This window comes from Ectothiorhodospira sp. BSL-9, assembly GCF_001632845.1.
Lineage (GTDB): Bacteria > Pseudomonadota > Gammaproteobacteria > Ectothiorhodospirales > Ectothiorhodospiraceae > Ectothiorhodospira.
On sequence record NZ_CP011994.1, the window covers coordinates 1456011 to 1470024 of the forward strand.

A 14014-nucleotide genomic window follows, 5' to 3' on the forward strand; every position below is an offset into this window, starting at 1 on the left:
GGCATGGCTTCCCTGCGCATGGACATGCCCGGAATCATCGCCCGGCCCCTTCCTGAGTTCAAGCCCGAAGGCCGGAACCACCTCACAAAAGAGGGATCAAATCCATACAGCAGGGGGGTCAGTAGGGTAGGGGCCAGGACTCTAAAAACGATGCCAACTGCCGGGGAAATCCTCCTTCGTCTTCAAAGGTTTGACGCGGCTGACATTTGTACATATGCTCGGCTTGTGAAAATCGAATATGACATGGATAAGGCCAGGGCCAATCCACTCAATCACGAAGGTGTCACTTTCGAGGAAGCCAAGCCGGTTCTACTCGACCCCTATGCGCTGACTCTGGAGGATCGGGATTCAGAATATGAACAACGGTTTGTAACGCTTGGGATGGGTTCCAAAGGACGGATTCTTATAACTGTCTGGACGCTGCGAGCCGATCGAATCCGTATCATTTCTGCCTGGAAGGCCAACCAGATACAAAGGAGGCGCTATGAACAACAATTCTGACCCACTGTTTGGTCGCTACGCTAATCTGGATTTCGAGGAGGCCCAATCGGTAGACTCTATTCCGGCTCTTGCTCGATTGCAGGCTGAACATGGTGGGAAAACGCGCGTAACCATGCGGCTCGACAACGATGTGCTGGCTGTTTTCAAAGCGCGTGCGGAAATCGTAGGCGGCAATTATCAAACCTTGATCAACCAGGCATTGCGTGATGCCGCCCAAGGCGTCACTTTGGCCGAAGTAGTGCGCCAAACGATACGGGAAGAGTTGCACACTGACTAAGTGGATTAAGGTAGGGGGAACAGTCCCCGCTCCGCACGCCCGTGAAGTGGTCCAATTGTAGCGGACACCCCGTTAAGCCTCGTAGGCTATGCATCGGAGGTGTTCATGAGCAAGAAGGCACGACGTCGATACACGGCGGAATTCAAGGCTGAGGCAGTGGCGTTGGTTGAGCGCCAGGGATACCGGTACGCCCTGGGCAACACCGATGGCACCGTGATCCAGGGCCACCGGGCCCAGGCCCAGTAAGCCGGGGTTATGGGTACGCCAGGAGAGGCTGCCGCCCCGATGGATGGTGACCGTGTCGGAGTCGTCAAAGAAGTGCACTTCCGTGTCGGACGCACCGCTGGCTGATCGATACATGGCATGGCTTCCCTGCGCATGGACATGCCCGGAATCATCGCCCGGCCCCTTCCTGAGTTCAAGCCCGAAGGCCGGAACCACCCCACAAAAGGAGGATCAAATCCATACAGATATATGTCGCTTTTGTTAGTCTGTGAGCCGGTCGGGCTCTGGCTGCCCTTTCTGCCCAAGGAGTTTTCGTGATGACTTCCCTCAGACGCTTTGCCGCTGCAATCTGCGCGGCGGCTTTCATCGGTCTTGCCGGCTGTGCCACCGGTCCCACCCAGGAACAGACCGGGGCCGTGGTGGGCGGGGCCCTGGGCGGTGTGCTGGGCAGCCAGATCGGCGGCGGCACCGGGCGCACGGCGGCCATCATTGCCGGCACGCTGGCCGGGGCGGCCATCGGTGGCTCCATTGGTCGCACCATGGATGAAGTGGATCGGGCCCGGCTGTCCAATACCCTGGAGCGCCAACCGGACAACCGCTCCACGTCCTGGCAGAACCCCAATACCGGTCATAGCTTTCAGGCCACACCGACCAATACGTTCCAGAGCGGTGGCCGTGATTGCCGTGAATACACGGTCATCGGCACTATCGACGGCTCCCAGGAGCGCATCACTGGTACCGCCTGCCGTGACTCCCAGGGTCGCTGGATCAACCAGTAAGTCGTCTTCCCATCGGTACAGCCCTTCCCCTTGAGGTCCCTGGATGTTTGCCAACCAGAATCGCGATCAGTTGCGCGCCATGTATTGCCAGGCCTGGCGCAAGCACCAGGCCGGGGAGCCCCTGGAGCCACTGGAACGCCAGATTGCCGAACTGGTGCAGGAGCACCCCGAGTATCACGCCCAGGTCCAGGACGCGGAGGCCGCCAAGGCCGCCGAGTTCACGGTGGAGCAAGGTGTCACCAATCCGTTCCTGCACATGGGCATGCACCTGGCCATCCGGGATCAGGTGGGCATGGATCGTCCGGCGGGCATTACCAAGGCCTATCAGGGCCTGGTGCGTCGCCTGGGCGCCCATGAGGCGGAGCACGCCATGATGGAGTGTCTGGGCACGACCCTGTGGGAGGCCCAGCGTTTTGGCCGCCCGCCCGACGAGTCGGCCTATCTGGAGTGCGTGCGCAAGCTGTAATCTTCGGTTCTTCCCCCGAGGAACCGGAGCCCCCGCCTGCTTTGCAATCCCCCTGTGGGAGCGGCCCTCGGCCGCGGAATATCTTTTCAAAAAGAACGCAGAACTGTCCGGGCCTTGGGGTGCCCGCTTACAGGGATGTATTCACGGCGTCCCGCTGTAAGGAATCCGGGCACCCCAAGGTCCTCTCCGGTCTCTGGTTCGGGTGCGAGGTCGAAGGGTTGCCCATTCGCGTCCGAGACTCATTTCCATAGTGTCCGCCCGTTGCGAAGCCGCAAAAATGTCATCAGATCCCGGGTTTTGAATGCCTTTCGTCCTGTAATTGCTTGACCCCACGGTTTGTGCAGGGTAATTTTTGTCATCAATTGTTCACTGCACAAAAAGTGAGTGATCCCATCGGGTACCGGACTGATCGTGACTTCCTCAACCTTACAAATCGCACTGGCAAGTGGATTCATGGCGTCACTGGGCGTGTTGCTGGCTGGTATTCTGGCCATCGCCAACCGTCGCCTGTACGTCTATGAAGACCCGCGCATCGACGAGATTGAAGACATGCTGCCGCGCGCCAACTGCGGTGCCTGTGGCGAGGCCGGCTGCCGTTCGTTTGCCGAAGCGCTTGTGCAGCGCCGTATCGATCCTGCCCGTTGCACCCCGAATGCCGAGGAAATGAACCAGAAAATCGCCGATTTTCTGGGTGTCGAGATGGGTGATCAGGAGCGCAATGTGGCCCGCCTCGCCTGTGCCGGTGGTTCCCACGTGGCGGCCACCCGCGCCCGCTACCAGGGGCTCAAGTCCTGCCGCGCCGCCGCCATCGTGGCTGGCGGCGGCAAGGGCTGCACCTGGGGTTGCCTGGGGCTGGGCGACTGCGAGGCCGTGTGCGATTTCGACGCCATCCGCCTGAACCGGCACGGCCTGCCCATTGTGGATGTCGACAAATGCACCGGTTGCAATGATTGCGTCGACATCTGCCCCAAGAATCTGTTCACCCTTCAACCCGAAAGCCATCGTCTGTGGGTCAACTGCCTCAACAAGGACCCCCAGGACGAAGCCATGGCCCATTGCCAGGTGGTGTGCACCGCCTGTGGCCGCTGCGCCATCGATGCCCCCGAGGGTCTGATCCGCATGGAGCAGAACCTGGCCGTGATCGACTACACCAAAAACGCCCTGGCCTCCCCCGTGGCCATCCAGCGCTGCCCCACCGGCGCCATCGTATGGCTGGAAGGGGCAGAGCCCCGCAAGGGGTCGGGCGCCCGCAAGGTTACCCGCAAGGAGCCCCTGCCACGCATGGAGCCCCTGCCCCGCGTATAAGGCGGCGCAGAACGGAGCTCCGCCGGTCGATTCGATACGACCGGCCCTCTGGCATTCCCGCATGGATCGGCGAAGACACCGAATTATAAAACGTAACGGCCTCAGGCCGGCAGGAGAGCGACCATGATCTTCAAGCGCAAGCCATCGCAGGATTTCAAATACACGGGTACCCGGGCGGCCATGGATGGCAACACGGCGGTGATCCACTGTGAGCGGGAGTCCTCGGACGCCGCGGGTGCCTACCCCATCACCCCTTCCACCCAGATGGGGGAGATGTGGGCGGAAGAGGTCTCCAAGGGCCATGTGAACATCTCCAATCGTTCCCTGGTGTTCATCGAGCCGGAATCCGAGCACGCTGCTGCCGCCGTCACCGCCGGCCTGGCCATGACCGGCATGCGCGCCATCAACTTCTCCTCGGCCCAGGGCGTGGCGTTCATGCACGAATCCCTGTACGCCGCTGCCGGCAAGCGCCTGCCCTATATCCTCAATGTCGGCTGCCGCGCCATCACCAAGGCCGCACTGAACGTGCACGCCTCCCACGATGACTACCACTGCGTGGATGACACCGGCTTCTTCCAGGTCTTCGCCAAGAATGCCCAGGAAGCCGCAGACCTGAACATCATTTCCCACAAGGTGGCCGAGCTGGCCCTGAACCCCGGCATCGTGGGTCAGGATGGCTTCCTCACCACCCACCTGATCGAATCCATGAAGGTGCCGGAGCGGGAACTGATCGCCGAGTTCCTGGGCCGTCCCGACGACATGATCGACTGCCCCACGCCCGCGCAGCGCATGATCTACGGCGAAAAGCGCCGCCGCATTCCTGCCACCTGGGACGTGGACAACCCCATGGTTTCCGGTGCCCTGCAGAACCAGGACTCCTACATGCAGCAGGTGGCGGCCCAGCGGCCCTACTTCTACGATCACGTGGCCGAGCTCACCGATCAGTGCATGGAAGAGTTCTACCAGCTCACCGGTCGTCGCTATAACCGTGCCCAGGGCTATCGCACCGACGATGCCGAATACCTGATCGTGGGGCAGGGCAGCATGGTGGCCACCGCCGAGGCCGTGGCCGACTACCTGCGTGCAACCCGCGGCATCAAGCTGGGCGTGGTGAACATCACCATGTTCCGTCCCTTCCCCGGTGCCCTGCTGGCTGGCCTGCTCAAGGGCCGCAAGGGTGTGGCCGTGCTGGAGCGGACCGATCAGCCCCTGGCGGAAGACCTGCCGCTGATGCGCGAGACCCGTTCCGCCGTGAGCAAGGCCATCGAGAATGGCGTGGCCGGCAAGGTGATGCCCTACGCCGAGTATCCGTCCTACCGCAGCAGCGACATTCCGCGCATGTACTCCGGTGCCTATGGCCTGGGGTCCCGCGACCTGCAGCCCGAAGGCCTGATCGCCGCCGTGGAAAACATGCTGCCCAACGGCAGCCAGCGCACCTTCTTCTACCTGTCGGTGGACTTCATCCGCGACAAGGCGGCCAGCCCCAAGCAGGAACTGCACCAGCAGGCCGTGGAAGAGGCCTACCCCAAGGTGCGCCAGCTGGCCCTGCGCGGCTCCGAAAACCCGAGCCTGATGCCCGACGAGGCCATCGCCGTGCGTCTGCACTCCGTGGGCGGCTGGGGCGCCATGACCACCGGCAAGAACCTGGCCATGACCCTGTTCGACCTGCTGGACTTCCACATCAAGGCGAACCCCAAGTACGGTTCCGAGAAGAAGGGTCAGCCCACCACCTATTACCTGGCTGCTGCGCCCGAACCCATCCGCGTGAGCAACGAGCTCAAGACCGTGGACGTGGTGCTCTCGCCCGACCCGAACGTGTTCGACCACTCCGATCCGCTGGCCGGTCTGGTCAAGGGGGGTGCGTTCATCATCCAGTCCAGCCTGGAGAGCCAGGAAGCCGTGTGGCAGAGCTTCCCGCCCGCCGCACAGCGCTATGTCATCGAGAACGAGATCCGCGTCTTCTACGTGGATGCCTTCAAGATCGCCCGCGACGAGGCCTCCAACGCCGACCTGCAGTTCCGCATGCAGGGCATCGCCTTCCAGGGCGCCTTCTTTGCCGCCTCCCCGGTGATGAAGCGTCGTGGTCTGACCGAAGAAACCCTGTTCAAGGCCATTGAAGATCAGCTGCAGGACAAATTCGGTGGCAAGGGTGCCCGCGTGGTGCAGGACAACCTGCGCGTGGTGCGTCGCGGCTTCGAAGAACTCACCGAAGTCACCGACAAGGTGGTCACCCAGGGTGCCATCGCCTCCGACCAGATCCGCGTGCCGGATATGCCGGTGATGCTCAAGCGCATGCCCCAGTCCTCCATGGCCAGCTCCGACATCCATCGTTTCTGGGAGCAGACCGGCAGCTTCTATGTGTCCGGTCAGGGCAACGACAACCTGGCCGACCCCTTCATCGCCCAGTCCATGATCCCGGCATCCACCGGCATCTACCGGGATATGACCCAGATCCGTTTCGATTACCCGGAATGGAAGCCCGAGAAGTGCACCGCCTGCGGCGACTGCTACACCGTCTGCCCGGACAGTGCCATCCCCGGCCTGACCAACACCATCGGTGAGGTGTTCGACACCGCCGTGCGTCGCATCGAGATCGGTGGCAAGCCCACCCGTCACCTGCGCCGCGCCGTGCGTGATCTGGAAAAGCGCCTGCGCAATGCCCTGACCCAGGCTGGCGACGGCGCCGATGTGCGCGCCGAACTGGACTTCGCCATCACCCATCTGCTGGCCGAAACCGAGCTGGCCGGTGATGACAAGGTCAAGCTGGAAGAAGAACTGGGCTGGTTGAAGAATTCCATTGGTGATTTCCAGTTCGCCGTGACCAAGCCCTATTTCGGCGCCCTGGAAAAACGCGCCAAGGGCAGCGGCGGCCTGTTCTCCCTGACCCTCAACCCCTACACCTGCAAGGGTTGCATGGAATGTGTGGAAATCTGTGAGGAAGACGCCCTGGTGGTGACCCCCCAGAACCCGGAGAGCGTGGACACCATGCGTCGCAACTGGGACTTCTGGATGGATCTGCCCACCACCCGCCCGGACTACATCCGCATTGAGGATCTGGACGAAGGGATCGGTGCCCTGGAGACCCTGCTGCTGGACAAGAAGGCTTACGGCTCCATGAACTGCGGCGATTCCGCCTGCCTGGGTTGCGGTGAAAAGACCACCGTGCACCTGTTCACCGCCACCGTCACGGCCCTGATGCAGCCGCGCGTGAAGGCGCACCTCAAGAAGCTGGATGATCTCATCGAGCGTCTGGAACAGCATGTGCGCCTGAAGCTGGCCGAAGGCATGGATCTGTCCAACGTCCAGGCCGTGAACCAGGTGATCGGTGAACATGCCGACAAGGATCTGACCCTGGCCCGCCTGTCCACCGCCCTGGATGCCGGCGGCAGTCACACCCTGGATCCGGACTGGCTGCAGTGGACCAGTGGCGTGCTGTCCAAGCTCAAGGACCTGCGCTGGCGCTATCTGGAAGGCCCCTCCGGTCGCGGTCGCACCGAGATGGGTGTGATCAACGCCACCGGCTGTACTTCCGTGTGGGGTTCCACCTTCCCCTACAGCCCCTATCCGTTCCCCTGGGCCAGCCACCTGTTCCAGGACACCCCGTCCATGGCCATGGGTATCTTCGAAGGCCACATGGCCAAGATGGCCGAGGGCTTCAAGGCGATTCGCATGGCCGAGCTGGAACTGGCCGGCAAGTACGACCCGCTGGAGCATGATGCCCACTTCGCCCAGTTCAACTGGGAGCAGTTCAGTGATGAGGAATTCCACCTCTGCCCGCCGGTGGTGGGTATCGGCGGCGACGGCGCCATGTACGACATCGGCTTCCAGAACCTGTCCCGTGCGCTGATGTCCGGCATGCCCATCAAGGTGCTGGTGCTGGATACCCAGGTGTACTCCAACACCGGTGGCCAGGCCTGTACCTCCGGCTTCATCAGCCAGGTGTCCGACATGGCGCCCTATGGCAAGGCCTGGAAGGGCAAGGAGGAAACCCGTAAGGAGATCAGCCTGATCGGCATGGCCCACCGCACCAGCTATGTGATGCAGGGCGCCATCTCCAACGTGACCCACCTGCTGGAGAGCTTCATCGAGGGTCTGAACAGCCGTCGTCCGGCCATGTTCAACGTGTATGCCGTGTGCCCGCCGGAACATGGCGTGGGTGATGACGTGGCCTTCGCCCAGTCCAAGCTGGCCGTTGAGTCCCGCGCCTATCCCTTGTTCCGTTACAACCCGGATCGTGGCGTGACCTTCCGCGAGTGCTCCGATCTGGAAGGCAACCCGGCGATGGATGCCGACTGGCCGACCTACACCCTGAAGTATCAGGATGAGAACGGCGAAGAGGGCACCCTGGAACTGCCCATGACCTTTGCCGACTTCGCCCTGACCGAAGGCCGCTTCCGGAAGCACTTCCGCAAGGCCCCGCAGGACACCTGGAACGACGATATGCTGCCGTTGCATGAGTTCCTGGAGATGAGCGAAGACGAGCGGGAAGGACGTTTCCCCTACATCTGGACCGTGGATGAAAAGAACCGTCTGGGTCGGGTGCTGGTCTCCGAGGAACTGGTGCGTTCCGCTGAAGAGCGCCGTGACTTCTGGAAGCAGCTCAAGGGCCTGCTGGGTCTGGACCACGAAGTGGTGGATGCCGACGCTGTGGCCGCGCAGACCCGCACCGACATGGCTCAACGCCTGAGTGCCGCCCTGCTGTCCCTGGCCAGCGGCGAAGGCAATGGCCAGTTGGCCGCTGCTCTGGAAGGGTCCGCTGCGCCGGCTCCTGCCCAGACACCGGCCCTGGCACCCGCAGGGGCGGCTCCGGCCTCAACCCAGGCGGTGTCCCAGGGTGCGTCCAATCCGGCCAACGACGGCGGTAACGGCGGGCTGGCCTGGGAATACGAGCCGGTCTGGGTGGAAACCAACGAGTGCACCGCTTGTGATGAGTGTCTGGAGATCGCCCCCGGGGTGTTCGCCTATGACGACAACAAGCAGGCCGTGGTGGTGGATCCCAAGGGCGGTTCCTACAAGGACATCGTCCGCGCTGCCGAGAAATGTGCCGCCCTGGCGGTGCATCCCGGTACCCCGGCCAATGCCAAGGAACCGGACGCTGAAAAGCTGATGAAGCGCGCCGCGAAGTTCAACTGATCATGGGCGTCATGTCATTCCTGACGGGATTGACCTTCCCCCGGGGGATTCATCCCCCGGAGCTGAAGGAAGATACCCAGCATCAGCCCATCCGGCGTCTGGCGTTTGCGCCTCGCATGGTGGTGCCGCTGCAGCAGCACTTTGGCCAGCGGGCCAAGGCGCTGGTCAGCCGCCACCAGGAGGTGCTGCGCGGTCAGCTCATTGCCGAGGCCGACGGCGACATGTCCGTGCCGTTGCATGCCCCGGTGACCGGCGTGGTGGAGGGCATCGAATTGATGCCTTCCGCCCGCGGGCCCAAGGGCGAGGCCATCATCATCCGTACCCTGCCGGGTGACAGTCAGGCCGTGCGTTGCGCCAAGCCCCGCAATGATCTGATGCAGGCCTCGCGCCGGGAGATCACCCAGGCCATTCAGGCTGCGGGCCTGGTGGGGCAGGGCGGGGCCGCGTTCCCTACCCATGTGAAGTTGTCCGTGCCCAAGGGGCATGCGGTGGACACCCTGGTGGTCAACGGCTGCGAATGCGAGCCCTATCTGACCACCGATCACCGCATCATGCTGGAGTACACCGATGATGTGATCACCGGTGTTCGCCTGGCCATGCGGGCGGTGGGGGCCGAACGGGCCATCATCGGCGTGGAGGACAACAAGCCCGACGCCATCAAGGCCCTGCGCGAGCGGCTGGGCAAGGATGATGTCATCTCCGTGGGGGTGGTGAGATCCAAGTACCCCCAGGGCTCGGAGAAGATGCTCATCAAGGCCCTGCTGAACCGGGAGGTCCCTTCCGGCGGGTTCCCCTACCACGTGGGTGCGGTGGTGAACAACGTGGGGACCATGTCCCAGATCGGTCGATTGTTGCCGGCAGGCGAGGGCCTGATCGAGCGGGTGATCACCGTGGCGGGGCCGGGCGTACAGCGACCGGGCAATTACCTCCTGCCGGTGGGCACGCCCATGCGTTACCTGCTGGAGCAGGTGGGTTTTCAGGGCGAGGATGCCAGTCATCTCATCCTGGGTGGGCCCATGATGGGGAACACCGTGTCCTCCCTGGACGTGCCCATTACCAAGAGTGTTTCAGGCCTGGTAGTGCTCCCGGAAGTGGAGCCGGGTTCCGAGGCCGCGCGGGTGCATCCCTGCATCCGTTGTGGTCGCTGTGTGGATGCCTGCCCCGTGGGGCTCAATCCCTCGGACCTGGGGCGCCTGGCTGCCAAACGGCAGTATGAAACCATGCAGGAACGCCTCCACCTGAGTGATTGCTTCGAGTGTGGCTCCTGCGCCTACGTGTGCCCGTCCAACATCCCGCTGGTGCAGTACTTCCGTATCGCCAAGGCCCTGAATCGGGAGCGTATTTCGTGACACCACTGCGTATTGAACTCAAAACCTCGCCGCACCTGAAACAGGCCGGCAGCGTTGAGCAGATCATGCGCAACGTGGTGCTGGCGCTGCTGCCCATCTGCGGGTTCTCGGTGTATCTGTTCGGCATCAGTGCCCTGGCGCTGATGATCACCACCACGGTCACCTGCGTGGCCACCGAGCAGCTGTTCAACAAGCTGTCCCGGCGGCCCGGCACTGTGTCCGATTACAGTGCGGTGATCACCGGTCTGCTGCTGGCCCTGACCTTGCCGCCCTCGTTCCCCTTGTGGATGGCGGCCCTGTCGGGTTTTATCGGCATCGCTCTGGGCAAGGCCATGTTCGGTGGCCTGGGTTTCAACCTGTTCAACCCGGCGCTGATCGGTCGGGCCTTTGCGCAGGCGGCCTTCCCGGTATCGGTGTCCACCTGGACGGTGCCCTTCCATCCGGATCGGTTCACCGAGTTCCTGCCCTCCACGCTGGCCGCGCCCTTCACGACGCCGGCCTCGGTGGATGCCTTCACCACGGCCACGCCGCTGGGGGAGTGGAAGTTCCAGGGCATCCACACCGACACCTGGGATCTGCTTACCGGCATGGTCTCCGGTTCCGCAGGCGAGACCTCGGCCATCATCATCCTGCTGTGCGGGCTGTATCTCATCGCCCGGCGCATGATGAACTGGCGCATCCCGGCGGCGGTGCTGGGCGGGGCCTTCCTGACGGCGGCGGTGTTCTATGCCATCGATCCGGAGTTTTATCCCACGCCCTGGTTCGTGCTGTTTTCCGGTGGCCTGATGCTGGGGGCCTTCTTCATGGCCAGCGACATGGTGGCCTCGCCGGTGACTCGATCCGGGCTCTGGATCTACGGGCTGCTGATCGGCTTTCTGGCAGTGATCATCCGGTTCTTCGGTGGTCTGCCGGAAGGAATCATGTACGCCATCCTGCTGGGTAACGCCATGTCGCCCCTGATCGAGCGCATGACCCAACCCCGACCCTACGGAACCCGCAAACGGAGGCAGTCATGAGCACCACGGCATCGGCGGACCCGCAAAGACCGGCGCCTACGTCCAGCATCAAGCTCATCGGCACGCTGGGTCTGATTGCCCTGTTTTCGGGGCTGATGGTGGTGAGTGTGTTCGAGTTCACCAAGCCCTACATCGCCGAGAACCACCGCATTGCCCTGGAACGGGCCGTGCTGGAGGTCATCCCGGGCGCTGCGGAGCGGCGTGAGTTCGTGCTCACCAGCGATGGCGTCTTCCCGGCCGGGACGGCGCCGGAGCGCGGTCGAACCATTCATGCCGGTTTCGATGCGGAAGGTACCTTCAAGGGCGTGGCCCTGGAGGCCTCCGGGCGCGGCTATGCGGACGTGATCCGTATCCTCTACGGCTATGACCCGTCCTGCGAGTGCATTGTCGGCATGACCGTGCTGGAGAGTCGCGAGACTCCAGGTCTGGGTGACAAGATCGAGACCGATCCGGCGTTCGTTGCCAACTTCGAGCGCCTGGATGCCCGCCTGGCCACCGACGGCTCGGGCCTGGCCAACCGCATTCGCACGGTGGACCCGGGTGCCGCAGAGCAGCCCTGGGAGATCGATGGCATCACCGGTGCGACCATTTCTGCGGAGGCCATTGGCAGCATGATTCACCGCAGTGCCGACTCGGTGCTGCCGGAGCTGGCCCCCCACTGGGCGGCCTTTGAACAGGATATCCAGGACTAACCCATGGCGGCCAAGACAGACAAGAAACCGATCACCATGGATACCTTCCTGAGTGGTATCTGGAAGGAAAATCCGGTGTTCGTGATGTTGCTGGGCATGTGCCCGGTGCTGGCGGTCACCAACTCCGTGGCCAACGCGCTGGCCATGGGCCTGGCGACCACCTTCGTATTGCTGTGCTCCAATGCGCTGATTTCGGTACTGCGCCACCACATCCCCAAGGAGGTGCGGATCGCGTCCTATATCGTGATCATCGCCACCTTCGTGACCGTGGTGGACTACCTGATTCACGCCATCAGCCTGGAGATCTACAACGCGCTGGGCGCCTTCATCCAGCTCATCGTGGCCAACTGCATGATCCTGGGCCGGGCCGAGGCCTTTGCCTCGCGTAACCGTCTCAGTGGCACCCTGATCAATGGTCTGGGCATGGGCCTTGGGTTCACCCTTGCGCTGCTGTGCCTGGGTTCGGTGCGTGAACTGCTGGGCGCCGGCACCCTGCTGGGTATTCCGGTCTTTGGCGAGGCCTTCGAGCCCTGGGTGATCATGCTGTTGCCGCCGGGCGGGTTCTTCGTCCTGGGCGCATGGCTGCTGCTGTTCGCCTGGATCAAGGAAAGACAGATCAAACGTGCCGCTGCCGGCACCGGGGAGGCTGCCGCTCATGCACGCTGATTCCATTGCCTTCATCTTTCTCAATGCGGCCATCATCAACAACTTCGTGCTGGCCCTGTTCCTGGGGATCTGCCCGCTGCTGGGTGTGTCCGGCAAGCTCACCACGGCCTTCTCCATGGGGTTGGCCACGGCGTTCGTGATGTTGATCAGCTCGGTATCCGCCTGGCTGATCAACGAGGTGCTCACCCATTTTGATCTGGAATTCCTGCGCCTGATTGCCTATATCGCGGTGATCGCCTCGGCAGTTCAGCTGGTGGAGATGATGATCAAGAAGTACAGCCCGCCCCTGTATCAGGCGCTGGGAATCTTCCTGCCGTTGATCACCACCAACTGCGCCATCCTGGGCGTGGCGCTGTTCCAGACCAATTACGAGTACAGCTTCGTGCAGTCGCTGTCCTACAGCCTGGGCGCTGGCGCCGGCTTCATCCTGGCCATCGTCCTGATGGCGGGGCTGCGTGAGAAGCTGGAACTGGCCGATGTCCCGTCCATCGCCCGCGGCGCCGCCATGAGCCTGATGCTGGCTGGCATCCTGTCCCTGGCATTCATGGGCTTCGCGGGCCTGGGAGGCTGACTCCGGATGCTCCAGTACCTCACCGCCTTCCTCATCATCTTTGCCCTGTTCACCGCCTGGGTGCTGGTGCAACACGCCGCCCGACGCTTCGCCCAGCGTCACCCCGAGTTCGGCCCCGCCAAGGAAGAGGGGGGCGGCTGCGCCTCCGGCTGCGGCGGTTGCGCCTCCGCCCATTCCTGCGGCAAAAAAACCTCTCCCTAGCAAAACGGGGACAGACACCTTTTTTGCCGGCCCGCAGGGCGGCGAAAAAGGTGTCTGTCCCCGTTTTGCTCTTTTTGGTAACGTGAATTGGGCCTCACGACGAAAGGATGCCTTGAATGGCAAAGCTGCTGATCATCAAGACCGGGACGAAGATCCCCTCCCTTCAGGATCATCCGGGGGATTACGAGCACTGGATCGCCCATGGGATGCGCTGGCCCATGGAACAGGTGCTTGTTGCCGATGTGCAGGCTGGCGACCCCTTGCCGGACGCGGGCAGTGTGGCGGCGGTGGCCATCACCGGTTCCGGTTCGATGGTGACCGAACAGGCTCCGTGGATGGTCCGCACCGCCCACTGGCTCACCGGCGCCGTGGATCGGGGGCTGCCGATCCTGGGCATCTGTTTTGGGCACCAGTTGCTGGCCTGGGCCCTGGGAGGCCGGGCGGATTACAACCCCCGGGGTATCGAGGTGGGCACTGCCATCGTGAACCTCACCGAGGCGGCCGCCGAGGATGCCCTGTTCCGTGTGCTGCCCGAGCGGTTCCCGGCCCAGGTGAGTCATAGTCAGTCGGTGCTCGCCCTGCCTGCCGGCGCCGTGCGCCTGGGCTGGAGTGATATGGACGACCATCAGGGCTTCCGTTTCGGCGAGCGAGCCTGGGGCCTGCAGTTTCATCCGGAATTCGATGACCGGATCGTACCCCATTACGTGGAGTACTACCGGGAGCGCCTGCTGGAGCAGGGGCGTAATGCGGATGAGTTGCTCGGCCAGGTGCAGGCGGCGCCGGAGAGTGTGGGCGTGCTGGGGCGGTTCGGGGATCTGGTGCGTGGATAAATT

14 protein-coding genes are annotated in these 14014 nt (G+C 63.0%); all 14 read left to right on the forward strand.

The annotated features are described in order from the left end of the window. Positions 1–3: 3 nt before the first annotated feature. The gene (locus tag ECTOBSL9_RS06875; protein WP_240481081.1) at positions 4–501 is read left to right on the forward strand and encodes a BrnT family toxin; all 498 of its coding nucleotides are present in this window, start codon (positions 4–6) and stop codon (positions 499–501) included. Further along, a complete protein-coding gene (locus ECTOBSL9_RS06880) occupies positions 485–778 on the forward strand; it encodes a BrnA antitoxin family protein (protein WP_082829796.1) in 294 nt (97 codons plus the stop codon). The genes ECTOBSL9_RS06875 and ECTOBSL9_RS06880 overlap by 17 nt, the downstream gene beginning before the upstream one ends. A 105-nt stretch (positions 779–883) precedes the next feature. After that, on the forward strand, positions 884–1024 hold the full coding sequence (locus ECTOBSL9_RS16950; protein ID WP_156500066.1) for a hypothetical protein: 141 nt from the start codon (positions 884–886) through the stop codon (positions 1022–1024). 296 nt (positions 1025–1320) lie between these two features. Next, positions 1321–1782: an RT0821/Lpp0805 family surface protein gene (locus ECTOBSL9_RS06885; protein WP_063464441.1), complete on the forward strand. Its 462-nt coding sequence runs from the start codon at positions 1321–1323 to the stop codon at positions 1780–1782. Between the two features lie 43 nt (positions 1783–1825). Continuing rightward, the gene (locus tag ECTOBSL9_RS06890) at positions 1826–2248 is read left to right on the forward strand and encodes a DUF1841 family protein (RefSeq protein ID WP_063464442.1); all 423 of its coding nucleotides are present in this window, start codon (positions 1826–1828) and stop codon (positions 2246–2248) included. A 453-nt stretch (positions 2249–2701) separates the two neighbouring features. Next, positions 2702–3553 carry an RnfABCDGE type electron transport complex subunit B gene (locus ECTOBSL9_RS06895; RefSeq protein ID WP_063464443.1) on the forward strand — a complete coding sequence of 284 codons (852 nt, stop codon included), beginning with the start codon at positions 2702–2704 and terminating at the stop codon, positions 3551–3553. A gap of 123 nt (positions 3554–3676) precedes the next feature. Beyond that, a complete protein-coding gene (locus tag ECTOBSL9_RS06900) occupies positions 3677–8686 on the forward strand; it encodes a 2-oxoacid:acceptor oxidoreductase family protein (RefSeq protein WP_205632004.1) in 5010 nt (1669 codons plus the stop codon). 2 nt (positions 8687–8688) lie between these two features. Continuing rightward, on the forward strand, positions 8689–10035 hold the full coding sequence (rsxC, locus tag ECTOBSL9_RS06905; RefSeq protein WP_063464444.1) for an electron transport complex subunit RsxC: 1347 nt from the start codon (positions 8689–8691) through the stop codon (positions 10033–10035). Next, positions 10032–11051, forward strand: a complete 1020-nt coding sequence (locus tag ECTOBSL9_RS06910; protein WP_063464445.1) for an RnfABCDGE type electron transport complex subunit D — start codon at positions 10032–10034, stop codon at positions 11049–11051. The genes rsxC and ECTOBSL9_RS06910 overlap by 4 nt, the downstream gene beginning before the upstream one ends. Next, the gene (locus tag ECTOBSL9_RS06915; RefSeq protein ID WP_063464446.1) at positions 11048–11743 is read left to right on the forward strand and encodes an FMN-binding protein; all 696 of its coding nucleotides are present in this window, start codon (positions 11048–11050) and stop codon (positions 11741–11743) included. The genes ECTOBSL9_RS06910 and ECTOBSL9_RS06915 overlap by 4 nt, the downstream gene beginning before the upstream one ends. 3 nt (positions 11744–11746) lie before the next feature. Beyond that, positions 11747–12409: an electron transport complex subunit RsxE gene (gene rsxE, locus ECTOBSL9_RS06920; protein ID WP_063464447.1), complete on the forward strand. Its 663-nt coding sequence runs from the start codon at positions 11747–11749 to the stop codon at positions 12407–12409. Next, the gene (locus ECTOBSL9_RS06925; protein WP_063464448.1) at positions 12399–12980 is read left to right on the forward strand and encodes an electron transport complex protein RnfA; all 582 of its coding nucleotides are present in this window, start codon (positions 12399–12401) and stop codon (positions 12978–12980) included. The genes rsxE and ECTOBSL9_RS06925 overlap by 11 nt, the downstream gene beginning before the upstream one ends. 6 nt (positions 12981–12986) lie before the next feature. Continuing rightward, positions 12987–13181, forward strand: coding sequence for a hypothetical protein (locus ECTOBSL9_RS06930; RefSeq protein ID WP_063464449.1), 195 nt, complete (start codon positions 12987–12989; stop codon positions 13179–13181). Between the two features lie 116 nt (positions 13182–13297). After that, positions 13298–14011, forward strand: coding sequence for a glutamine amidotransferase (locus ECTOBSL9_RS06935; protein ID WP_063464450.1), 714 nt, complete (start codon positions 13298–13300; stop codon positions 14009–14011). The last annotated feature ends 3 nt before the right edge of the window (positions 14012–14014 follow it).